Raw genomic sequence first — 23845 nt, 5'->3', positions numbered from 1 at the left:
GGACAAGGACGCAATGATGACAGACACCCTGCTGGCCCTGGTGGCCTTCTCGCCGATCCTGGTGGCCGCCGTGCTGCTGGTCGGCCTCAACTGGCCCGCCAAGCGCGCCATGCCCGTCGCCTTCCTGTTGACCGTGTTCATCGCCCTCTGGGGCTGGCAGATGAGCCCGACCCGGGTCTTCGCCTCCACCCTGCAGGGGCTGGTGATCACGGTGACCGTGCTCTGGATCGTGTTCGGCGCCATCCTGATGCTCAATACCCTCAAACACACCGGTGCCATCACCGCCATTCGCGGCGGTTTCACCAACATCTCGCCGGACAGGCGCATCCAGGCCATCATCATCGCCTGGTGCTTCGGCGCCTTTATCGAAGGGGCCTCGGGCTTTGGCACCCCGGCCGCCATCGCCGCGCCGCTGCTGGTGGCCATCGGCTTTCCGGCGCTCGCCGCCGTGCTGCTCGGCATGATGATCCAGTCCACCCCGGTGTCGTTCGGCGCGGTGGGCACCCCCATCCTGGTGGGCATCAACAAGGGGCTGGATAACCAGGCCATCGGCCAGACCCTGAGCGCCGGTGGCAGCAGCTGGGACATCTACCTGCAACAGGTGACCACCAACGTGGCCCTCATTCACGCCACCGTCGGCACCCTGATGCCGGTGCTGATGGTGATGATGCTGACCCGCTTCTTTGGCCGCAACCGCAGCTGGACCGAGGGGCTCTCCATCCTGCCGTTTGCGATTTTCGCCGGGCTCGCCTTCACCGTCCCCTATGCCCTCACCGGCATGCTGCTCGGCCCCGAGTTCCCGTCCCTCATCGGCGGTCTGGTGGGGCTGGCCCTGGTGGTGACGGCGGCGCGAGCCGGTTTTCTGGTGCCCAAGAACTCCTGGGATTTCGCCCCCGAGAACGAGTGGCCCGCCGAGTGGCTGGGCTCCCTCAAGCTCGATCTCAAAGAGGCCGCCGGTCGCCCCATGTCGCTCATGCTGGCCTGGCTCCCCTATGTGGCGCTGGCGCTCCTGCTGGTGGCGAGCCGGGTGAGCCCGGCATTCAAGGCGAGCCTCCTGTCGGTGAGCCTCGCCTTCACGGATCTGCTGGGTGAGAAGGGGGTCAGCGCGTCCATTGAGCCGCCCTACCTGCCGGGGGGCCTGCTGGTGCTTTGCGCCCTGCTCGCCACCTGGCTGCAGTCGCGCTCCCTCGCCCCCTTCGGGCGGGCGCTGGGGGAGTCCAGCCGCACCCTGATCGGCGCCGGCTTCGTGCTGATTTTCACCGTGCCCATGGTGCGTATCTTCATCAACTCCGGCGTCAACGGGGCGGATCTCGCCAGCATGCCGGTGACCACCGCCAACTTTGCCGCCGGGCTGGTGGGGGAGTTCTTCCCGGCCCTCAGCGCCACCATCGGCGCGCTGGGGGCCTTTATCGCCGGCTCCAACACGGTATCGAACATGATGTTCAGCCAGTTCCAGTTCGAGGTGGCCCAGACCCTGGGGGTCTCCACCGCCGCCATGCTGGCCCTGCAGGCAGTCGGTGCGGCGGCCGGCAACATGATTGCCATTCACAACGTGGTGGCGGCCTCGGCCACCGTGGGGCTGCTCGGTCGTGAGGGGGCGACGCTGCGCAAGACGGCGCTGCCGACCCTCTACTACCTGCTGGTCACCGGCCTTATCGGGCTGGCGCTCATGTACAGCTTCCACATCTCGGACGCACTGCTGCAGCTCAAGTAAGGAGAGCAAGTGATGAAGGTAATGCGGGTCTACCCGGCCAAGCCGGCCGATGTCTATCTCTACGCCACCTGTCTGGTGGACCTGTTCGACCCGGTGGCGGGGCTCGATGCCATCGCCCTGATCGAGCGGGAAGGGATAAGGGTGCACTTTGTCGAGAAACAGACCTGTTGCGGGCAGCCGGCCTACACCTCGGGTCACGAGGAGGAGGCGCGCAAGGTGGCGCAAAGCCAGATGGCGCTCTTCCCCGAGCCCTGGCCGGTGGTGGTGCTGTCGGGCTCCTGCGGCGGCATGATGCACCACCACTACCGCCGCCTCTTTCCCGAGAGCCCCGAGGTGGCCGATTTTTGCGATCGGGTGTTCGAGCTCACCGAGTTTCTGGCCCGGGTCTGCCGGGTGCGCTGGCACGGGGTGGGGGAGGCGAGCATCGTCATGCACACCTCCTGCTCGGCCTGGCGCGAGATGCAGGTACACACCACGGCCCGCAGCCTGCTGGGGCAGCTCGATGGCGTCACCTTGCATGAACAGGCCTACGAGAGCGAGTGCTGCGGCTTTGGCGGCACCTTCTCGGTGCGCCACCCCCACATCAGCCAGGCCATGGTGGAGGACAAGACCCGCCACCTGCTGGCCACCGGCGCCGACACCCTGGTGAGCGCGGACTGGGGGTGCCTCTTGAACATCAAGGGATCCCTGGCCTATCAGGGCAGGATCTTGCCTGCCACCCACCTGGCGAGCTTCCTGCTCGCCCACAGCCGCCCCGACAGTGACGAAATAGCTCATAACGGCGCCGCTGTTAGCGATTTGGCTCATACCAAAGAGGCCCAGCCCCATGTCTGATCACGCCAAGTATTCGCCGCGCCGCTTCCATCCCCAGGCCGAGGCGGCCCTGGCCGACCCCGTGCTGCGCCAGAATTTTCGCGGCGCCATGGATTACCTGCGCGCCAAGCGCCGGGATGCCTTCGCCGACCCCGCCGAAGAAGCGGCGGTGCGCGATGCGGCGGAGCAAATCCGCCAGCGCTGTCTCTCGCGCCTGCCAGATCTTCTGGAGCAGCTCGAAGCCAACTGCGAGCGCAACGGCATCCGGGTGCACTGGGCCCAGAGGCCGGCCGAGGCCAACGCCATCATCCTTCGCATCGCCCAGCAACACGGGGTGAGCAGCATCGTCAAAGGCAAGTCCATGGTGAGCGAGGAGGTGGGGTTCAACCACGAGATGGCGCGCCACGGCATCCGCTGCCTTGAGAGCGACATGGGGGAGTTTATCGTCCAGCTCGACGGCGACACCCCGTCACACATCATCATGCCCGCCATCCACAAGAACAAGCAGGAGGTGAGCGACACCTTCGCCGGCAATCTGGAAGGCTTCACCCCCACCACGGACGTGGACGCACTGATCCAGACCGGGCGGCGGGCCCTGCGCGAAGAGTTTCGCCGCGCCGGCATGGGGCTCTCCGGCGTCAACTTCGCGGTGGCGGAGACCGGCAGCCTGTGTCTCGTGGAGAACGAGGGCAACGGGCGCATGTGCACCACTGTGCCGAAAGTCCACGTGGCCATCACCGGCATCGAGAAGGTGGTGGAGTGCTTATCCGACGTGCCGCCGCTTTACAGCGCCCTGACCCGCTCGGCCACCGGACAGGCCATCACGACCTACTTCAACGTCATCAGCGGCCCGCGCCGGGCAGGGGAGCTGGACGGCCCGGACGAGGTGCACCTGGTGCTGCTGGACAACGGCCGCAGCCAGGCCTATCGGGACGAAGAGCTGCGCAAGACCTTGCAGTGCATCCGCTGCGGCGCCTGCATGAACCACTGCCCGGTCTACACCCGCATCGGCGGCCACGCCTACGGCACCATCTATCCGGGGCCCATCGGCAAAATCATCTCCCCCCACCTGCTGGGGCTGGAGAGCACCAGCGATCTGGTGACCGCATCGAGCCTGTGCGGTGCCTGCGGCGAGGTGTGCCCGGTGCGCATCCCCATTCCCGACATGTTGCAGCGCCTGCGCCGGGAGGCCAAGCACGACGCACAGCCCGGTCACGAACCGCTGGCGGGGCAGGGGGCGGCCAAAAGCCGGCTCGAGACCCTCGCCATGCAGGGCTTTGCCTTTGCCGCCACCCACCCGCGCCTCTACCACGCCGCAACCGGGGTGGCCGGTCGCCTGCGGGGCTTGATGCCCAAACACCTGGGCCCCTGGACCCAGTGCCGCGAAGCCCCCAAACCCGCCCCCCAGAGCCTGCACGCCCTGCTGCGCCAGAAGAAGAAGGAGTCCTGAGATGTCGAGCAAAGAGGCCATATTAAGCCGCCTGCGCGGCGCCGCCACCCCCATGGCCCACGCCCCCCATGGCTGGCAGCCCTGGCGCGGGGCAGACGACAGCGCGCGGCGTGAGCGCTTTGTTGCCGGGATCAGCGCCAGCCACGCCGAGATCCTGACCGTCAAGGAAGCAACCCTTGCCCGGGATCTGGCCGCCTGGCTGGATGAAGAGGGCGTGACGAGTCTGGCCTGTGGCCAGGGCGGCCGCTGGCAGGAGGCGGTCGCGGCGGCTTGCGCCGGGCGATCTGTGCTGACCCCCTCTGGCAAGTTCGCGAGCTGGAAGGACGATCTGTTCGACGTCTGTCAGGCGGGTATTACCCACTGCGCGGGCGCCATCGCCGATACCGGGACGCTGGTGTTGCTGCCCGATGGCGGCGAGCCGCGCACCTTGTCCCTGGTGCCCCCCTGCCATATCGCCCTGCTGGCGGCTTCCACCATCGCCGACAACCTGGCGGGGCTGGTGGCGGCCGGGCGCTGGCAGCAGGCCATGCCCACCAATCTGTTGCTGGTCTCCGGCCCCTCCAAGACCGCCGACATCCAGCAGACCCTGGCCTACGGCGCCCACGGCCCGAGCCGTCTCTTGGTCGTGCTGGTGGAGGATTGCTGATGCGCTGGAATGAATTTGACGCCGCCGTGCTCTCGCGCATTGCGCCGGAGCGGCTGGTGAGCGACCCGGATCTGCGATTGGCCCACGGCACGGACGCCAGCTTCTACCGCCTGGTGCCCGAGCGCATCGTGCGCCTCGACTCTTTGGATGAAGTGCGCTTCGTGCTGTCGGTGTGCCGCGAATTGGGCCTGCCGTGCACCTTTCGCGCCGCCGGTACCAGCCTCTCGGGCCAGGCCCTGAGCGATTCGGTGCTCATCACCCTGACCGACAGCTGGCGCGGCCACCGCATTCTGGACAATGGCGCGCGCATCGCCCTGCAACCCGGGGTGATCGGCGCCGATGCCAACCGCTATCTGGCCCCTCTGGGGCGCAAGATTGGGCCGGATCCCGCCTCCATCAACGCCTGCAAGCTCGGTGGCATCGCCGCCAACAACGCGAGCGGCATGTGCTGCGGCACCGCCCATAACAGCTATCACACCCTGCACGCCATGACCCTGCTGCTGGCCGATGGCACCGTGCTGGAGAGTGGCGATCCCCAGAGCCGCGCCGCCTTGGCGGCCAAACGCCCGGAGCTGCTCTTGGGGCTCGCCGCCCTGCGCGCCGAGGTGCTGGCGAACGCCGAGCTTGCCGCCAAGATCCGCCACAAGTACCGGCTCAAGAACACCACCGGCTACGCCATCAATGCCCTGCTCGACCATGAGGATCCCATTGATATCCTCACCCACCTGATGATCGGCTCGGAGGGGACCCTCGGCTTTATCGCCGAGGTGGTGCTCGACACCGTGCCGGAATACCCCCACAAGGCCTCGGCTCTGCTGGTGTTTCGGGACGCCGAGCAGGCCTGTCTGGCCACCTCGCGCCTGAAAAGCGCGCCGGTGGCGGCGGTGGAGCTGATGGATGGGCGATCCCTTCGCTCGGTGGCGGGCAAGCCCGGTCTGCCGGACTTTATCAAGACCCTGGACCTGGCTGCCTGCGCCCTGCTTGTGGAGGTGCATGGGGAATCGAAAGAGGCGCTGGTGGCTCGCTGCGAGCAGGTGACGGCCATGGCCGCCGAGTTCGCCCAGGTCGCCTCTGTGCCTTTTACTATCGACAGCGCCGACCTCTGGGCCATTCGCAAGGGGCTCTTCCCGGCGGTGGGGGCGGTGCGCACCACCGGCACCACCGTCATCATCGAGGATGTCGCCTTTCCCATCGAGCGTCTGGCGGAAGGGGTGGCGGGGCTGCAAGCCCTGTTCGATCGCTTCGAATACGGTGAAGCCATCATCTTCGGCCACGCGCTGGAGGGGAACCTGCACTTCGTCTTTACCCAGGGGTTCGACGATCCGGCCCAGGTGGCCCGCTATGGCGCCTTTATGGATGCGGTGGCCGAACTCGTCGCCGTGCGCTTTGGCGGGTCCCTCAAGGCCGAGCACGGCACCGGCCGCAACATGGCCCCCTATGTGGAGCTGGAATGGGGGCCGGAGGGGATGGCGCTGATGCGCCGCATCAAGGCGCTGCTGGACCCCGATGGCCTGCTCAATCCCGGCGTCATCATCAACGACGACCCCAAGGCCCACCTGGCCCACCTCAAGCCCATGCCAGCGAGCGATGCCATCGTGGATCCGTGCATCGAGTGCGGCTTTTGCGAGGCGGTCTGCCCCTCGCGCACCCTGTCGCTGTCGCCACGCCAGCGCATCGTGCTCTATCGGGAGTTGTCACGCCGTGGTCGCAGCGGTGAAGTGGCAGGGGATCTTGCCCGGCTATTTGACTATCAAGGGATTGAGACCTGCGCCGCGACGGGACTGTGCGCCGATCGCTGCCCGGTGGGCATCAACACTGGCAGCCTGATCAAGAAGCTGCGCAGCGAAAAGTACCAGCGCTTCGTGCCCATTGCCCGATGGAGCGCCGATCATTTCGCTGGCGTTACCCGCACCGCCCGCAGTGCGCTGGGCCTAAAAGCCATTGCCGGGAAGGTGTTGGGAGACAAGGCGCTGGCAGGATTGGTGAACGGGGTTCGCCATCTGAGCGGCCAGCGCCCCCCCGCCTGGTTGCCCACCCTGCCGGGGCCGAGCCGCTACCGGTGGCCGCAAGGGGAGGGGAGCCATGGCGGATCCAATGAGGGCATTGGAGAGGATCGCGCCGTGGTCTACCTGCCGTCCTGCGCCAGCCGGGTGTTCGGCCAGCAGGAGGAGGCCCCGTCACTGCCGGACGTGGTGTTATCCTTGCTCAAGAAGGCGGGTTGCCGAGTCATCGTGCCGGCGAGAGTTGAGGGGCTCTGTTGCGGCATGCCCTATGACAGCAAGGGGATGAGCGAGGTGGCCGCAGCCAAGCGCAGTGAGCTGGCCGAGGCCCTGTGGCAGGCAAGCGAGCAGGGGCGCTGGCCCGTGCTGCTCGACACCAGCCCCTGCGTGCAGCGACTGCTCTCGGGGGCGCTCGGCAAGGGCCTTCGGGTGTTCGAGCCCTCCGCCTTTGTGCTGGAACACCTGCTGCCCCATCTCGACCTTGTACCGATTGATGAGACAGTGATGCTCCATATCACCTGCAGCAGCCGGCGCATGGGGCTGGGGGAGAAGATGCTGGCGCTGGCCCGCGCCTGCGCCCGGGAGGTGATCGTGCCTGAGCATATCCAGTGCTGCGGCTTTGCCGGCGACAAGGGGCTGATGACCCCGGAGCTCAACGCCGCCGCTCTCGTCAGCCTGCCCGCCCAGGTCCCCGCCAATTGCCGTCAGGGATTCAGCAACAGCCGCACCTGCGAAATGGGGCTCAGCCAGCACGCCGGCATTCCCTATCACAGCATCCTCTATCTGGTGGAACAGGCGGCGAGATAGAGAAAAAAACGGCAGGATAACTATCCTGCCGTTTTCAATGGGGTGAACAAGGTGGCTTAAAAACGGGACTTGTCTGGTGCTACGTGCTATGAAAGGGGGCGATGCTGATACGAGCGATGGCAAGGAAGGATTGATGACGCCGCTAAACCACTATCTACCTGCCTATCACTTCTGTGAAGAGCACGCTCGCGACATTGCCGCCGACCCGCACACCGTCATCCAGGCGGCGGCCAACTATCGACCGGAAGCGGATCCGGCCTTTCGCCACCTGATCGGCTTGCGGGAAGTGCCGATGCGCCTTGGGCATCTTCTCGGCCGCCAACAGAGCGCCAGCCCGCCTCCCTTTGGCCTGCACAGATTCGTGCCGCTCGACAGCCATGACGACAACACGCTGCTCTACGGCCTTGTCGGCCGGTTCTGGCGGCCAGACTTTGGTCTGGTGACCATGGCGGACAGTCAGGCTTATCTGGACTTTGCGGTGCCAGGCGTCGCCAAGCTCGCCCTGGGGTTTTCGGCCAGCCGCCAGCCAAACGGCACCACCCGGTTGACCACCCAGACAAGGGTGTTCTGCCCGGATCTGGCCTGCCGCCTCAAGTTCGCACCTTACTGGTATCTGATCCGCCCCGTCAGCGGCCTGATCCGGCGCCGGATACTGGGCGCCATCAAGGCAGAGAGTGAAAGGGGGTTGTTATAGCTGTGCCGGAGCACCCACTTTGACCTTCAATTTTTGGCGCAAGCAGGAGATAAGGAGTAGTGGCTCAACAAGGCGATGGGTCAAGCGTTCTTCTGAATATTTCTTTAGTGCTCGAGCCGGTAGCCAGTGACCCCTATAGCCCGCAAGAAATCATCGAAAAATGAGGTCAAGACTGCAATGTGGCGCAGCCGGAACACCTCACTCGCTAGTTGTTGGCGTTTTTGTCCAGCCAGATGGTCACAGTCTACGTGATTTATTTGATAAGGTTGGGTATCGGGAATTAAATTGAATGTCAGGGGGATAAAAACTCTTCCGAAAAAACAAACCATGCCCAAGTATAATAATTGAATGTGGCATTCCCTCTCTTTATTTTTAGAAGGTAGGAAGGTTTGGGTTTATATGTGGCATTGCTGCGTCATATAACTATGTTGACTCTTCTGCTTTTTTTAGTTTTATTTCAAGCTCAAGAACTAATGGCTCAATTATTTCAACCAATTGTTCTGGAGATTTTATTTCCCCATATTTATTGAACATGAAGAAAGTTAATGGATCTTCACTCCGTAATGGATATTCATTTTTGAAAGATCGAGATAGTGCTTCAGAACAAAACTTTATTATATTGTCACCAGAGTAATCATGCTCTCCATATGCTGATCGCAGGCCATTTTTTATGCGAGTCGATTTAGGCATGTTCCAATATCTATCCTTGCATAACAAAACACGGTCTAGCAGTTCTCTGAGTCTCATGGAATATATCGTATTGCTCGAATTTATTTTTAGCTCTGTAAGTGATGCTAATTGTACATTTGTCATTTGAGCGGCTTCAAATGCACCACTTTGAAACCCAGACTCTGATAATAAAATACCTCTATCTGCACCAATATCGGTCACTATTTCCCTAAGTGCCAAAACATGTAGCTTATTCACAGGCTTTTGCCAGTGTTTACATTCAACAATCCATATTACATCAAACCCGTCAAAATGAGAGGTGACATATACATCTACATCATGACTGGTTCTGACCCCTTTCACGGATACATCTGTTCTAGCATCTAATCCAAGAGAGCGGAAATATTCTGCGGTATTCTCTTGATATTTTTTCCAATCTTTCATTTAATAATCACCAGATAAACAGCGTTGGTTTTTCTCTAAATTCTACATAAAAGCTCTTGGGGACTAAATTTTTGGTTAACAAGCCTTCTTCAGCTCTGCTATGCATCTCATAAGTTCTTTACCTTTTATTGTAACAAGCCACTTGCCAGAAATATCCGCAATTAGCCCTAGGTCAGATAAATATACATGATGGAATGACTTTGGAACTCGAGTTATGCCGAGTGTATAAGTGGATGCAAGAGCTTGAAAAATCAACTTAGTCACAGAGGAATTTTTTGAGTACAGTTCAGATAGCACTACTAAATCAGGCGCCGTCAGCTTTGCAAACGTCCTCGCTATTTCAGGATGGATACTGCCTTCACTCATTTCTCTAGCCGTAAGGTTAGACCACAATGACCGAATAAAATCATCAGATTGGCTATCCGTGTTTTCTAACACAGTGTAAATTATTTGAGGTTTCACTACAACAGAATCAAAATCCTTAACGCCAGAGTTTCTTATTTTTTCTGCTGTTTCTCTCAGAGTCTGTTCTGCAATTATTTTTTGTACGTCACTTAACGAATTGAATTTGTTTTCAATTAACTTCCCAATGCCAACTGTTGTGGCTGTAATCGGATATATTAGTTTGTTTATGATGTCAATTGTCGTCCCCCACACTTCCTTGGGGATATTTTTAAGCACGTCCATATATTCCCTCTGAATTATTATGCTGTTTTTTATTACAAAGGACTAAACAGCCTAGAATCGTTAGAGCGGTAGGCTCGATTTGCGAAACTTAAACGGACTTTCGCGGATTTTTGTTTGCCTTGCAAACCAATAATATAAACCATGTATAACAAGGTAAAAAGGGCTCACGTAGGTATGGTATCAAGCAATAACAGGTTTTCTGAGTAAAAATCACTCAGCACATGGCATTTTAATGATTTCTTGAAGTCGATCAGATATTTAAGGTGCTCAATATCCCGTCATCTCCAGATAGCCGACGCCCTTGGCATCCCCCGAGACGGATACCGCTCCCTCCCAGTAGTCGAAGCGTCCCGTCATGGCCTGATTGGGTTGGCGCGCCTTGATAACGAGCTTCATATCGGCGGCTTCCAGTTGCCACTCGATGGGGTAGGCTTGCCCCTTGGGGCCGCGCCAGGTCTTGCCGGGAGTGAGGACGATGGAGTCAGGCGACAGCACCCGACTGCTGCCGTCTTGTTCAATCAGGATGCCGTAGCGGTTCTCCGGCTCAGAGTGTCCCGATTTGGTGCGCAGGCGAAACAGCATCAGCTCGCGCCCATCGTCAAACTGGAGCGAAAACCAGTCCCAGCCCGATTGCCACTCGGCCAATACCGAGCTGCTCCACTCGTGATCAAACCACCCCTCACCGCTGACGTTGCGGGTCTCGCCATCCAGGGTCAGGGTGCCGCTGATGGTCAGGCGGGGGTAGGAGTAGTAGAAGGAGGCGTTGCCCGGGCTCTTCTCGCTGTAACCCGCTTTGCCTTGCAGTACCGCCGGCTTGGCGGCACTCACCTTCACATCAAGATCCCCCGCCTTGCTCTGCACCTTGAGGGTGGCGGGAAAGAGCGATTCCCCTTGAGAGGTAAGCACCCACTCTTTCAGCCAATACTCACCGCCGCTGGCACCGGCGAGCCCAGGCCCCTGGCGGCTGGTGCGCTCGTCCTGCTGGTGGCTGCCTTTGCTCACATCCGTGATGGCGAACTGGGCCAACCAGAGTTGAGGGGTGAGCCAGGGGTTGTCGGATGTTATCTCCTGTTCAATGCCTTGGCGAAACAGGGTCCACTGCATGCCGTAGCCGCGCCCTTGCTCGTCTTTGAGGTTGCCGGTGAGATACCACCACTCGGAGCGGTAGTCGGGGTGGGCAGCGTGATCCGCGGGTAGGCGGATGGACTGACCCGGCAGGGCCTGTTTGAAGTGATCGTTGCCACCACCAAGGATGCTCCCCAGATCGCTGGCCTGCGCGTTGCCGCTTATGGCAACAAGCGGGATCAAGAGGGCTGCGAGCCAAGAGGACAAGATTCCCCTCACCCTGGCACTCTCCCGAAGGGAGAGGGGATGGTTCGCGGCAGCTCTGTGCGCTTCTCTGCGCTGAATCAGGGGCGGTGACAGAGATCTGGTCAATGGGAACGTCAAGCCATGGCTGAGCCAGTGCGCCAACCAATCTTTCATACCACTCTCCTTGCGGCATACCAGGAGGCGAGCGCGCCACAGACGGGGGCGAGCAGGAGCGCCGTGACGGCGTGCAGGGGGGCGGCCTCGAAGGCCAGCCGCCAGCCAAAGGCGCGGGGGTTGACCACCTCAATCAGCACCCAGGCAAGGCCATAGCCCACCGGCAATGCCAGGATCGCCGTGAGCAGCCCGAGGCCTGCCCCTTGCCACACCAGCAGCCGGCGGCAGTGGCGGGGGCTCAGGCCAAGGCTCTGCAGGGTCTGCAACTCGCCGCGCCGGGCCAGCCCCAGCACCATAAAGGCCGAGCCGATGCCGACGAAGGCGATCCCCAAAATCAGTAACTTCAATAGTTCGGTCACCACGAAGGTCTGATCGAACACCCTGAGGGCGGCGGCGTGGATGGCGGGGGCGGGCAACAGGTTCACCTGCTCGCCAAACTGGCTCCTGAGCCTGTCACCAAGGTGCTCGGGATCCGGGCTGAAGAGGGCAAGGGATTGCACCTTGCCCCCTTCGAAGGCGTGCAGTATCTGCCCCTTGTCGCTGCCGTAATCCTGATAGACGCCGGTGACGGTGAAAGCCCTCGGCCCCCCTTCGCTGGTTACCTCTAGGCGCTGGCCCACCCTGACCCCGAGGCGTACCGTCAGCGGTTCGCTCGCCAGCACCTCGTCGGGAGCCGCGGGCCAGCGCCCGGCGAGCAAGGGGTAGGCGGCTTTGAGCTCGGGAATAAAGTCCATCTGCGCCCACTCGATGGGCTGCCCCTGCCAGCGGGCGGGGAGCACGGCGCGGCGGGAGGCGGCGCGCACATCTGGCGAGGCGAGGATGGTGTTGAGGGTCTGCTCGCCGAGTGCGCCCCTGCTGCCAGCCACCCCCTTGGGAGCGGTGACGTAGAGATCGGCGGCCAGGCGCTGGCCGAGCCAGATCTCCACGCTCGAGCGAAAGCTCGACACCATGACCCCGATGCCGATGGCCGCGGCGATGGCCAGTTGCAGCGCCATCACCGCGATGGCGGTGCGATCCAGGTGATAGAGGGTTTCTGCCACCCCGAGCCGGGCGGTGAGGGGGCCGCGTGCACGCAGCCGCCCCAGCAAGGAGCGAAGGGCATCGGGCAGCAGGAGGGCCATGGCGAGCAGCCAGCCTCCGGCCACGAAGAGGGCGCCGCCAAGGCCGGTGGAGGGCTGCCACAGACACAGGGCGCACAGCAGCAGAATGGCGATGGCAAGGCCCCGGCGTTGCCAGGGGTGAGCCGGTGGGCGACTGTTGCCCTCTCGCAGCTCAAGGGGGGATTGGCGCAGCAGTTGCCACCAGCCGGGCAGGTTGGCGGCAAGCATCCCCAGAAGGCCAATCACCAGCGCCTTGCCAAGGCTCGTCGGGGAGAGGCGCAGCAGGTCGATGGGGTTGGGGCCATAAAGGTCGGCCAGCGCCTGGGTGAGCTGCCCCATCAGGGCGAGGGCCAGCAGGCTCCCCAGCAGCAGCCCGAGCAGGGTGCCGATGCTGGCGAGGATCAGGATCTCCAGGGTTAGCCAGCGCAGCACCCGGCGCGGCGGCATCCCGAGGATGATGAGCTGGGCGAGCAGGGGGCGGCGCACGCTCTGCACGAAGCGCTGGGCGTTGAACACCAAAAACAATCCCACGGCCATGGCGAGCAGGGAGAGGGCAGTGAGGTTCAGGGCCAGCGCATCGCCGAGCTGGCTGGCATCGAGCGCCGGGCTGATGGGCTCAAGCCAGAGGGGCTGATGGGGGGCATAGGATTGCAGGGCCGCCTGCAAGGCTCTTTGCAAGGTATTGGCCTCTGCGTCGCTGAGCTTGAAGACGATGCGATCGAGCCGCCCTTCCTTGCCCAGCAGCGGCTGGGCGAGACCGATATCGGTCACCAGCAGCCGCTCCATGGGCACGGCGCCGGGCTCGAAGGTGCCTGCCAGGGTGAGGGTCAGCGGGCGGGGCGACGCCCCTTCACCGCCACCCAGCACGAAGCGCCGGCTCTGGCCCGTTTGCCAGCCAAGGCGCTTGGCCTCGGGGGCGGCCAGCCAGACGCTGTCGGCGCGATTCAACGAGACATCGGGTTGGCTGTCTGGCGCATCGCCAAAGAGGCGGCGCAGGGGGCCGGGGTTGAAGAGATCCATCCCCAGCAACTGGAAGCTGCGCCCCTGTTCGTCCTTGAGCCAGGCGTGAAGCTCTGGCATGGCGTCAAGGTTCGGCTGGCTTCGCACCAGCCTCACGTAGACTTGCTCATCCAGGCCACCCTGGGGGGCCAGGCGGTAGTTGGCCTCCCCGGCGAGCTGGCTGCGGGCGGCGACGAAGTTGGTGCGGGCGCTGTGGTTCAAGAGCTCGATGGCCACCACCAGGGTGACCCCGAGGGTGAGCCCGGCCAGGCTCATCAAGAGCAACCAGGGGTGAGCGCGATAGAGGCGCAGCAGCGCCTTGAGCGGCAACATCAGCAGGCCCCCCGGCAGAAGTCAGCCATGGCGGCGCCCCTTGAGCTCGACCAGCTGCCCCCCTTCAAGGCGCAGCACCCGATCCGCCAGGTCGCCATAGCCCGGGTTGTGGCTCACCAGCAAGAGACCGGCGCCGGTATCGCGCACCGCGCTCATCATCAGGGCCATCACCTGCTCGGCGTTGTGTTCATCAAGGCTCCCGGTGGGTTCGTCGGCGAGCAGCCAACGGGGCTGATGAATGAGGGCGCGGGCCAGCGCCACCCGCTGGCGCTGGCCGCCGGAGAGCTGTTCCGGCCAGGCGTGGCGTTTGTGGCTCATGCCAAGGCGCGCGAGCAGGGCATCGAGGCGCCCATCGTTCTGGGGCAGGTTGTTTATCTGAAGGGGCAGGGCGAGGTTCTCGGCCACGGTCAGGGTCGGCAGCAGGTTGAAATCCTGATAGACGATGCCGAAATGGCGGCCACGCAGGCGGGCCCGCTCGTCTGTCGGCAGGGTGTCGAGGCGGGTCTCTTCCAGCCAGATCTCCCCCTCGTCCGGGGCGATGAGACCGGCGATGAGGTTGAGCAGGGTGGACTTGCCACAGCCGCTTTGCCCCAGCAGCAGGCAGGTTTCCCCCGGGGTGAGGGCGAGATCCAGCCCCTCAAACAGGGGGAGCGTCTCGCCGCCGTTGGCGAAGCGTTTACTGAGGTTGCGCAGGCTAAGCATGGGATAACCGTTTGATGGTCAATGGCTTTCACAATGTCCGTCACTATGCCAGTTAGTGATCGCGCCTGCAAAAGGGATGGGGATCCTCGCTGGATCCCGCTCGCCTGAGGTGGTTAGAATAGGGCCTTCCATGGGTCACAGGATGAGCAAGGATGTTACACAAGCAAGTCAGTTTTATCGTCGACAGCAAGGGCGTCAAGCAGGCTGCCGTGGTCCCCATCGATATCTACAACGAGCTGATGACCCTGCAAAAGGCCCTCTCCGACAACAAGCCGGGGGAGCGCGAGCTCTACCACTTCAACGGCAAGGGGGCAGAGGCCCATGGTTATCCGGTGGGCAAGCGGCAAAACCCCGGTTTCATGGTCCAGGCGGGCTCCACTGCCAACGGCGAGGATGCGGCCTCCCTGCGCGAGGCGGTGATCGAGCTGCGCCAGGAGCTGCTGGGCAAGGGGGTGCTCGTTCCCCACCCCGAAGGGGGCTTCATCTTTACCGCCGATCAGCTCTTCAACAGCCCGAGCCTGGCCGCGAGCCTGGTGGCGGGCAATAACCGAAGCGGGCTGGATGCCTGGCAAAACAGCGCAGGCTACACCCTCAAGCAATCGGGTTTTGGCAAGAAGACCTCCTGATGACGGGGCCCGGCAACGGGCCTCGCTCATGTTTGCCTGAGTGCCCGCGGCGGGCCGCTCATCAGGATGACAAGGAGGGCGGCTTCCCTTTGCGCTGCTAGCCTCAATGCCAGACGCCTGCCAGGAGATGCCGCCATGTCTGGACTCCTTCGCCTCGTGCCCGGGACGGCCCTGCTCAGTGCCCCCGCCGCTGCGGGCAACGGCCCCCTCGATCTGACCCACAGCGGGGTCGGGCTCTTCGCCCTCGCCATCTTCGCCTTGGCTTATGCCCTGGTGATGGCCGAGGAGTACCTGAAGCTGCGAAAATCCAAGCCGGTGCTGGTGGCCGCCGGCATCATCTGGATAGCCATCGGTCTGGTCTATGCGGGGCAGGGGCACAGCGAGCTGGTTCAGGCCGGGTTTCGGCACAACCTGCTGGAGTATGCCGAGCTGATGCTCTTCTTGCTGGTGGCCATGACCTATGTGAACGCCATGGAAGACAGGCTGCTGTTCGCCGTGCTGCGGGTACGCCTGGTGCAGGCGGGATTCAGCCTGCGTACGCTCTTCTGGCTCACCGGTTTTCTCGCCTTTTTCATCTCCCCCGTGGTGGACAACCTCACCACGGCGCTGCTGATGTGCTCAGTGGTCCTCAACGTGGCCAACGGGGAGCGCCGCTTCATCAACCTGGCCTGCATCAACATCGTCGTGGCAGCCAATGCGGGCGGCGCCTTCAGCCCCTTTGGCGACATCACCACCCTGATGGTGTGGCAGGCGGGCAAGGTGCCGTTCCAGCAGTTCTTGCTGCTCTTCATCCCCGCCCTGCTCAACTTCCTGGTGCCGGCCACCCTGATGAGCCTGATGGTGCCCCGTCTGGTGCCCGCCATGCCGGGCGAGATGGTGGTGCCAAGGCGCGGCGCCGTTGTCATCGTGTTGCTCTTTGTGCTCACCATAGTGACCGCCGTCGCCTGCCATCACTTCCTGGGGCTGCCCCCCGTGCTCGGCATGATGATGGGGCTGGGCTACCTGCAATTTTTCAGTTTCTATCTGCGAAAGACCCAGCCCGTCACCCTGGCCCGGGCACGGGCGCTGTATGAGCGCACCGGGGACGAGGCCAGGCTGCTGCGTCTGGGCTCGGTGGTGCCGTTCGATGTGTTCAACAAGATTGCCAAGGCGGAGTGGGACACCCTGCTCTTCTTCTACGGGGTGGTGATGTGCGTCGGCGGCCTCGGGTTTATGGGGTATCTGGCGCTTGCCTCCCATTTTCTCTATGACGGTGGCGATCCGACCCTGGCCAACGTCGTCATCGGCCTGCTCTCCGCCCTGATCGACAACATTCCGGTGATGTTCGCCGTGCTCTCCATGGAGCCGCAGATGAGCACGGGGCAGTGGCTGCTGGTGACATTGACCACCGGGGTGGGGGGCAGTCTGCTTTCGGTCGGCTCCGCCGCCGGGGTGGCCCTGATGGGGCAGGCCAGGGGCATGTATACCTTCGTCGGGCACCTCAAGTGGTTGCCTGCCATTTTGCTTGGCTATATGGTCGGCATAGGGGCGCACCTGTGGCTCAACAGCGCCCTGTTTTAGGGAATCCGGTTCCAGGCACCAGGGAGAGGCAGGATGGGACAACTGTTCGAGGCGCTTTCGCCGCGCCATGTCACCTTTATCGAGGGGCAGAAGATCTTCTTCGTCGGCACGGCAGCCGCGAAGGGATCGGTCAATCTCTCCCCCAAGGGCGGGGATTCGCTGCGCGTCCTCGATGCCCACACCCTGGCCTGGCTCAACCTGACCGGCAGCGGCAACGAGTCCGCGGCCCAGGTGCTGCAACAGCCGCGCATGACGGTGATGTTCTGCGCCTTCGAGGGGGCGCCGCTTATTCTGCGAGCCTATGGCCAGGCACGGGTGCTGCACCGCACTGATCCGCAGTGGCCGTCGTTGCTGGCGCTGTTCCCCCCAAGCGTCGCGGCTCGCCAGATCTTCCTGCTGGACATTGAACGGGTCCAGACGTCGTGCGGCATGTCGGTGCCTCTGTATGAGTACCAGGGGGACAGGGAGGATCTTGCCAACTGGTCGGCACGCCAGGGCCGGGAGGGGATTGAGGCCTACTGGCGCAAGAAGAACCAGCTAAGCCTGGATGGGCTGGAGAGCGAGATCCTGGCGCGCAGTGGGTTGCAGGCCGATGACTGATGCCTTGCAATGAAAAAGCCCTGTCCATGGACAGGGCTTTTTCATTGCAAGGCATCAGGGGACGCGCTTGCCGCTCAGCAGCCAGTAACTGAGGGCCGACCCCAGGCCGCAACCGGCGATGGCGATGGCCATGGGGAGCGGCGATTCGGGGGGATTGAGGTTGACCAGGACCCCCACCAGGGCCCCAAGGCCAAAGCGCAGGGTGCCAGCCAGCGCCGAGGCGGTGCCTGCGGACTGGGGGAAGTGGCCCATCAGGCCGGTCATGGCGTTGGCCCCCACCAGGCTGATGTGGCCGACGAAGAGCACCACCGGGATGACGATGCCCCACAGGCCGCCGGTCTGGCTCCAGGCGTTGTAGATGAGCAGGGCCCCGGCGAGCGGCAGCACGGTCAGGCCGTATCGCAGCATGCGTTCGGCACCCACCCCTTTCACCAGCCGGCTGTTGGCGAAGGTGACCACCATCATCAGCAGGATATTGAGGCCAAAGAGCCAGCCGTAGTGCTCGGTCGGCACCTTGAAATACTCGATGTAGACATAGGGGGAGGCGCTCAGGAAGGCGAACATGCCGGAGCTCGACAGGGCGCCGCACAGCACATAGCCCATGGCACCACGGTGGGAGAGCACCCCCCAGTAGTTGCGAAGCACCTGCCCGAGTCGCAGGGGCTGCTTGTGCTCGGGTTTGAGGGTTTCCTCAATCTTCCACTGCATCACCAGGCAGATGAGCAGGCTGATGACCACCAGCAGCCAGAAGATCACCCGCCAGTCGCTGTGAGCACTAATGTACCCCCCCACCACGGGGGCCACCAGGGGGGCGAGGGTCATCACCAGGATGACGAAGGACATGGCGCGGGAAAACGCATCCTTCTCGAACAGGTCGCGCAGCAGGGCGTTGACCACCACGGAACCCGCGGCGCCCCCTGCGGCCTGCAACATGCGCCAGGCCAGGAGCTCAGGCAGGGAGTCCGCCATGGCGCAGCCTACGGAGGCCACGGCAAACATCGTCAGGCCCGCCAGGATCACCGGCTTTCTGCCGAAGCTGTCGGCGAGCGGCCCGTAAAAGAGCTGGCCGATGGCAAAGCCCCCCAGGAAGGCGCTGATGGTGAGCTGGGCGCCGTCGATGCTGGTAGCCAGATCCCGGGCGATGGCGGGAATGGCGGGCAGATACATGTCCACCGCGAGGGGAGTCAGGCCCGCCAGGGCACCGAGCAGGATGAAGAGGAAACGGGGGGAGAGGGAGCTGGCTTGGGGCATAGGGTATCCGAGTCGTGGGCTGGGCCGGGTTAAGGGGCAGGTGTTGAGTCTATCAGTTTTGGCGGGCGCGATCAGGTGCATCCTGCCCGATGCCCTTTTGTCGGGTGTGGCGCCAGAGCAGCCAGAGCCAGGCAAGCCATCCGAGCAGGGAGAGGGCATTGCCGGTGCGCTCCGGCCAGCGTGCCGCCAGGGTCAGGGTGAGGCTGTGGTGGCCCGCCGGAACCCAGAGTTGCATCAACCCCTGGCGATTGGCGCTCACCGTCAGCGCCAGGTGCCCGTCGAGGCGGGCCTCCCAGCCGGGGTAATGGTATTGGTGCAGGACCAGCCGGGTCGGCACCCGGGCCTTGACCTCCAGCGCCAGGGCGCGGGGTTGCCAGCGGGTCAGGCTCCAGCTCGCGCCTGGCGGTTCGGCGCTGACAGGCGGCTGGAACTCCTCCTTCCAGGCGAGCAGGGTCGGGGCGAACATGCCCCCCGGCACCTGCCTTGGCCTGTATTCCCGGGCACTGCGCTTGCTGTCGAACTCGAATGCCATGGCCTCCCGTTCGGGGGCCTGGGTGAGGGGGGCGTGACGCACATAGGCCAGGGTGGAGAGGAGGGTCAGCAGAAATACTCCCCACCAGAGCCCCTGCCAGAGACGATGGGGCTGGGTGCCGAGCGCCACCACGGCGACCGTGGCAAGGGCGAGCACCAGGTTGAGCCGCCAGGGAAACTGCACCCGCTGCAAGGGGGGAAGCAGGCTCCAGAGAGGCTGGCTCGGGGGCAGCATCATCAGGAAGGCGACGACGCCGATCGCCCCCCAGCACAGCAGCTCGGGGTGACGCGGCTCCCGGGCGGCGGCCCAGGCGATGAGCAGCAGGGCCAGGGTCAGCATGCTCTGCCACGCCAGGTGACCGCGAAAACGCCAGTCCTCCCAGGCGCTGGGCAGGCGGTCGAGAAAGTTGCGCCTGTAGTCGAACATGCCGCCGCGCATCAGCTCCATGGAGATGGCCCCCTGATCCGCCAGGGCGGGCAGCAGCAGGGCGGCTGCCATGCAAAGCCCCACCCCTTGGGCGCCGAGGGCTTGCCAGCAGGGCGTCAGAGTGCGGGTGCGTCTGGCGAACCAGAAGGCGCGCAAGGTGACCAGCCCCATCATGAGCAAGAGGCTGGGGAGGTGGGAGAAGGCCAGCAGCGCCAGCCCCAGGATCAGCAGGGGCAACCCCTGAGGTGGTCCGCGGTGGGCGAGATCCTGCCCCAGCAGGATAAGGGGAGCCCAGGCGAAGGCCCAGAACTCCGCCAGGGCGAAGCGGGCATAGAGATCCATGGCGACATGATAGGGCAGCGCCAGATAGAGCAGGCTGGCGGCCAGGGCCCGGCCAGGGGGCGTGGTGGCACGCAGCCACAGATAGGCAAACACCCCGGAGAGCAGCAGGGCCAGGGTGGCGCTGCCAAGCAAAGGGTAGATGGCTTGCTGGGGGTGGGCACCGGGCCCGGCAAAGAGGGCGCTGACGTAGTAGGGGAGCGGGGGATAGAAGAAGAAGGTGGGGCTGCCGAAGCCGCCGTTCATGGCCATCAGCCAGCGGGGATAGAGTTCCCCCTGCCAGAGCTGGCGGGCAAAGTAGTGGCCGGAGAGCAGGTGATGAAACAGATCGTGTCCCTGGCTGCCCCCCTGCCACCAGAGCGGCAGCATCAGCAGGGCGCAGGCCAGCAACAGGGCCAGCGCGACCCGGATCCCCTCCCTGGTTCCGCTCGTGTTTCTTTCCATTGCACTGGTTCCTGACAGACCCGGCTGTGAGTGTAGACGAGTCGTGCGATGCCCTCGCAAGTGCCCGGTTCAGCGGGGCAGGGCGAGCCAGAGGCCGGGTTCGGCGTGAAAGCGGGGGGAAAACCAGAGGGTGTCATAAGGGCCTGGTAGCGCCTCTGCCCCCAGGGGGCGGCGGCTGAGGCGGCAGGCCCCCTGGGTGAGCGCAAGGGCGGCATCCCCCCGGTACCAGCCGTCGGTGACGGGCAGGGTTGTGGTTTCCCTAAGCAGCCTCACTCCCCACTGGGTCACCAGCGCCGGGCAGTTTTTTTCGGCGACTCTGGCCGCCTGCACCATGGCGGATGGGCGGGGTGGGGTGAAGGTCACCGCGAGCAGCAGCAATCCGGCCAACGCGACCAGCCCAACTCCTCGGCGTGGCAGCCAGCCTGCCAGCAGCACGAGGCCGAGCAGGGTGATGGGTGCCAGATGACGGGGATTGTCCGGATTCTGGCCAACCAGGGTCCACAGCAGCAGAACGAGCCAGTAGAGGGGCCAGAGCACGGAGGGGGCTGGATTGTGATCCTTTGAGCGTTGCCAGAGCGGCAGTATCAGCAAGGCCCCCATCAAGAGGGGCCAGAGCGGGGTGAGCTGATCGTTGAAGGTATTCGCCCAGCTCAGCAGTCGATCCCCGTGGGCTGCCGCCGTGTTGCCCCACAGGGTAAAGTGGCCGTCGGTAAAGCGGCGCCCCTCGCTGAAATAGGCCCAGCCATCGGCCTGCCAGACAAACAGCAGGCAGGCTAGCCCTACCAGCGCGATGGGGAGCACAAACCTGACGCGCGCGCCCTGCTGCGCCATCCCCAGCCAAAGGGGCAACAGGGCCAACACGAAGTAGGAGGGGCGCAGCGCTAGCATCAGGCCGAGCAAGAGACCTGCCAGGGCCGCTTTGCGATGCAGCAAGGCCAGCAGCGCGGCCAGCCAGGCGGCGAGCGCAGGCCCGTCGGACAGGCCGGAGAGCGCCAGGGTCGGGGTGAGCGGCAAGGCCAGCACCAGCAGCCAGACAGGCGCCAGCAGGCTGGGCCGCTGCCACAATCTGGCCGCGAGGAAGGCGGCGAGCGGCGCCAGCAAGCTGCTCCCCAAGAGGCTGGCCCACTGCACCGCGCGGGCCGGCTCGTCCACCGCCAGATTGATCAGCCGCGCCAGCCAGATAAAGGCGGGGTAGCCCGGAAAGTGGGGGGAGAACTCCAGCACGCTGAAGCGCACCACCCCGTGGGCAAAGTTGAGGGCATCGTCGGAATCGAGCGCCACGGGGAAGGTCAGCAGCCAGCCAAGCCAGGCCAGTTGCAGCAGGATCAGCAAGTAGGGTCGATTAGCGAAGCGTAATCGGCCGTGATGACGCCCCCCTTCTCCCCTTGCGGGAGAAGGGGTGGGGATGAGGGGGGTCGTCATCATCGATGAGAGGTCATCAAAGCGGCGCCAGCACGGCCATCAGCGCTTTTTCGGCATCGCTAAAGGCAGCGGCATCGGCAGGTTTGGCACCCACCCCGAACACTCCCGGGTTGCCGATGGCATCGAGCACCTTGGCCAGCGCCTGTTCGGCGGCCTTGCGATCTCCTTCATTCAGGGAGGGGAGGATCAAATCCAAGAAGCGCTTGCTCTTGACCACCAGCACCTTGGCGGTCTGGTAGTCGCCAAGGTTCTGGCTGGCCCCCTCGAGGCGGCGCTCGATCTCCGCCTTGTAGGCCCGGTTGAGCAGGGCGGCGGTGGCTGCGGCGTCTTTGGCCTTGATGGCGGCTGCCAGCGGTGCTTGCAGCTCGACCTTGTGGTGCTGTTCCAGATAGGTCAGCTCCTCGGCAATCTCGCTCAAGGTGGCGCTGGCATCCTTGCCGTCAGTGGCTGCGCCCAGCAGTGCCTCGCGGGCATCGATCAGCGGCTCCTTGCCGGCGGCGGCGTAGGAGTAGGCCTGCGCCTGACCGCAGAGGGTCAGCAGCAGGGTGAGGGCAAGTAAACCCGGGCGGATGGTCATCCTGTTCTCCTTACTTATGCCAAGAGGTTATGCCCATGGCGCGGCACTCAGGCCACGCTCTGGGTTTCAATGACGGTATTTTCGTTGCGATGATTGAAGATGGCGTGACGTCTGTCCACCCCGTCGATCACCATGTCTGCGGCCATCATCCCCATCTCCATGGCGGTGTCGGTGAAGATGTAGCGGAATGTCCCCTGACGGCCGGTCATGATGAGGTTGCCTATCGGCATCAGCGCCTTGATGGCTTCGTTGCGGCGGGCCTGATAACCCAGATCCATCAGCGGATAGGCGTATTCACTGCGCGCTTCGAAGGTCTCATCGCCGAGCTTGGCGGTATCGACGCCGAGGCTGGCGAGATCGGCGGTGACCCGACCGCGCAGATCAGAGAGCGGTGCCTGCCAGGTGGCATCCCCCGGGTTGCAGGGGATCTCCAGCATCACGGATGTTTGCCCCTGAGGCGCCATAAAGGGGCTGCGCCGGCGCGGCTCCTGCAGACGGGTCGCCAGAATATGGGGGTCGGAGAGGTACTGCCAGGTATTGTCCGACAGGTTCTCCTGTTTGAGGGGCATATTGACGAAGCGAAGCGACCGATAGTGCAGATCGCACGGCAAGCCCAGATGCTGGCAGGTAAGCGGCAGCGGCAGGGTGGAGATCACCTGATCAAAGCGCTCGCTCTGTTCAACGTCATCTTGTTTCCAATACACCCGTTCAATACGGCCATCAGCCTGCTCGAGACGGGTGATGGTGGCGCCGGTCTTGAGCTCTACCCCCTCTGCCACCAGCCGTTCGCCGAGCGTGGTGAATATCTGGCCGAACCCATACTTTGGATAACGATATTTTCGGGCATAGGTGCGCACCGACATGCTGCCGTTGCGCCTTGGCAACAGGCGGCGCGCCACGTCTTTAAGGTCAATCAGGCTGATGCGCTGGCCAGCCCAGTCGGCGGAGAGCTGGTCCGGGTTGATGCCCCACAACTTGCCGGTGTAGCCCTCGAAGAACTGGCGGTAGAGGGTACGGCCGAAGTGGCTCTGGATCCACTCGGCAAAGCTCGCCTTGGCAAAATCGGTGGGTTTCTTGGCAAAGGGCAACAGCAGCAGATCCTTCACCGCACCGGCCATCAGGGCCAGCGGCGCCGTCTTGAGCAAATTGGGCAGGTTCAGGGGGTAGTCGTAGGTGCGCCCGCCAAAGCGGATGACGCTCTTGCGCTCGGCGTGGAGCAGGTCGTCCCCCATCAGCTCGTCGATAAAGGCGAGCAGCTCGGGGTTCTTGGTGATGAAGCGGTGGCCGCCGTAGTCGAAGCGATACTCGCCGTCGCGCCCCTTGAAGGTCTGGGTGGCGCACATGCCGCCCACGACCGGCTCCTGTTCGAACAGGGTGACCGCAAAACCGGCCTGGCGCAGGCGCCAGGCGGCCATCAGACCGGCAGGGCCGGCGCCCAGCACCGCAATGTGCTTCTTGTTGTTGTCGTTCATGAGTGTTCCGAAACGGCGTGATAGCTGGGGGAGCGCGCCTGTGCGCGGCTCCC

General features: G+C 63.6%; 19 protein-coding genes. 9 read left to right on the top strand and 10 right to left on the bottom strand.

Features of this window, described 5'->3' with window-relative positions; translation table 11 throughout:
* Positions 1-16 precede the first annotated feature (16 nt).
* From C2U30_RS05050 to C2U30_RS05025, 6 genes are all read left to right on the top strand, one after another.
* A complete protein-coding gene (locus tag C2U30_RS05050; protein ID WP_103243321.1) occupies positions 17-1714 on the top strand; it encodes an L-lactate permease in 1698 nt (565 codons plus the stop codon).
* Positions 1715-1726: 12 nt separating this feature from the next.
* A complete protein-coding gene (locus tag C2U30_RS05045) occupies positions 1727-2548 on the top strand; it encodes a (Fe-S)-binding protein (protein ID WP_103243320.1) in 822 nt (273 codons plus the stop codon).
* Positions 2541-3977 carry a LutB/LldF family L-lactate oxidation iron-sulfur protein gene (locus C2U30_RS05040; protein ID WP_103243319.1) on the top strand — a complete coding sequence of 479 codons (1437 nt, stop codon included), beginning with the start codon at positions 2541-2543 and terminating at the stop codon, positions 3975-3977. Before C2U30_RS05045 ends, C2U30_RS05040 begins: the two co-directional genes overlap by 8 nt.
* Before the next feature lies 1 nt (position 3978).
* The gene (locus C2U30_RS05035) at positions 3979-4623 is read left to right on the top strand and encodes a LutC/YkgG family protein (protein ID WP_103243318.1); all 645 of its coding nucleotides are present in this window, start codon (positions 3979-3981) and stop codon (positions 4621-4623) included.
* Positions 4623-7430 (top strand): FAD-binding and (Fe-S)-binding domain-containing protein, encoded by a 2808-nt coding sequence (locus C2U30_RS05030; RefSeq protein ID WP_103243317.1) that lies wholly within the window; start codon positions 4623-4625, stop codon positions 7428-7430. The genes C2U30_RS05035 and C2U30_RS05030 overlap by 1 nt, the downstream gene beginning before the upstream one ends.
* Before the next feature lie 133 nt (positions 7431-7563).
* Complete coding sequence (locus C2U30_RS05025; protein ID WP_103243316.1) at positions 7564-8124, top strand: DUF2867 domain-containing protein; 561 nt, start codon at positions 7564-7566, stop codon at positions 8122-8124.
* A gap of 423 nt (positions 8125-8547) precedes the next feature.
* Here the strand turns inward: C2U30_RS05025 and C2U30_RS05020 are convergent, their stop codons facing one another.
* The 5 genes from C2U30_RS05020 to C2U30_RS05005 all read right to left on the bottom strand — a co-directional run bounded on the left by C2U30_RS05020 (position 8548) and on the right by C2U30_RS05005 (position 14543).
* A complete protein-coding gene (locus C2U30_RS05020; protein ID WP_080944314.1) occupies positions 8548-9237 on the bottom strand; it encodes a restriction endonuclease in 690 nt (229 codons plus the stop codon).
* Positions 9238-9312: 75 nt separating this feature from the next.
* Positions 9313-9924, bottom strand: coding sequence for an Abi-alpha family protein (locus C2U30_RS22610; protein WP_158654836.1), 612 nt, complete (start codon positions 9922-9924; stop codon positions 9313-9315).
* Positions 9925-10191: 267 nt separating this feature from the next.
* Positions 10192-11232, bottom strand: coding sequence for a lipocalin-like domain-containing protein (locus C2U30_RS05015; RefSeq protein WP_103243315.1), 1041 nt, complete (start codon positions 11230-11232; stop codon positions 10192-10194).
* A 173-nt stretch (positions 11233-11405) separates the two neighbouring features.
* Positions 11406-13841, bottom strand: coding sequence for an FtsX-like permease family protein (locus C2U30_RS05010; RefSeq protein ID WP_103243314.1), 2436 nt, complete (start codon positions 13839-13841; stop codon positions 11406-11408).
* A 21-nt stretch (positions 13842-13862) separates the two neighbouring features.
* Positions 13863-14543, bottom strand: a complete 681-nt coding sequence (locus C2U30_RS05005; protein WP_103243313.1) for an ABC transporter ATP-binding protein — start codon at positions 14541-14543, stop codon at positions 13863-13865.
* Positions 14544-14695: 152 nt separating this feature from the next.
* Between C2U30_RS05005 and C2U30_RS05000 the strand changes: the two genes are divergently transcribed.
* The 3 genes from C2U30_RS05000 to C2U30_RS04990 all read left to right on the top strand — a co-directional run bounded on the left by C2U30_RS05000 (position 14696) and on the right by C2U30_RS04990 (position 17329).
* Positions 14696-15169 (top strand): DUF4357 domain-containing protein, encoded by a 474-nt coding sequence (locus C2U30_RS05000; RefSeq protein WP_010674381.1) that lies wholly within the window; start codon positions 14696-14698, stop codon positions 15167-15169.
* 135 nt (positions 15170-15304) lie between these two features.
* Complete coding sequence (gene nhaD / locus C2U30_RS04995; protein ID WP_103243312.1) at positions 15305-16729, top strand: sodium:proton antiporter NhaD; 1425 nt, start codon at positions 15305-15307, stop codon at positions 16727-16729.
* Between the two features lie 33 nt (positions 16730-16762).
* Positions 16763-17329: a pyridoxamine 5'-phosphate oxidase family protein gene (locus tag C2U30_RS04990; RefSeq protein ID WP_069784797.1), complete on the top strand. Its 567-nt coding sequence runs from the start codon at positions 16763-16765 to the stop codon at positions 17327-17329.
* Between the two features lie 54 nt (positions 17330-17383).
* On the opposite strand, the gene C2U30_RS04985 is transcribed toward C2U30_RS04990, so the two are convergent.
* From C2U30_RS04985 to C2U30_RS04965, 5 genes are all read right to left on the bottom strand, one after another.
* A complete protein-coding gene (locus C2U30_RS04985; RefSeq protein ID WP_049637007.1) occupies positions 17384-18580 on the bottom strand; it encodes a Bcr/CflA family multidrug efflux MFS transporter in 1197 nt (398 codons plus the stop codon).
* 52 nt (positions 18581-18632) lie between these two features.
* Entirely contained in the window at positions 18633-20321 is a 1689-nt protein-coding gene (locus C2U30_RS04980) for a hypothetical protein (protein ID WP_103243311.1), read from the bottom strand.
* 69 nt (positions 20322-20390) lie between these two features.
* Positions 20391-21653 (bottom strand): hypothetical protein, encoded by a 1263-nt coding sequence (locus C2U30_RS04975; RefSeq protein WP_103243310.1) that lies wholly within the window; start codon positions 21651-21653, stop codon positions 20391-20393.
* Between the two features lie 106 nt (positions 21654-21759).
* Entirely contained in the window at positions 21760-22320 is a 561-nt protein-coding gene (locus C2U30_RS04970; protein WP_103243309.1) for a hypothetical protein, read from the bottom strand.
* Positions 22321-22367: 47 nt separating this feature from the next.
* A complete protein-coding gene (locus C2U30_RS04965; RefSeq protein WP_103243308.1) occupies positions 22368-23792 on the bottom strand; it encodes an NAD(P)/FAD-dependent oxidoreductase in 1425 nt (474 codons plus the stop codon).
* Positions 23793-23845: the final 53 nt, after the last annotated feature.

Source organism: Aeromonas sp. ASNIH5, assembly GCF_002902865.1.
Lineage (GTDB): Bacteria > Pseudomonadota > Gammaproteobacteria > Enterobacterales > Aeromonadaceae > Aeromonas > Aeromonas caviae.
This window is presented reverse-complemented; position numbering and strand designations above follow the sequence as displayed.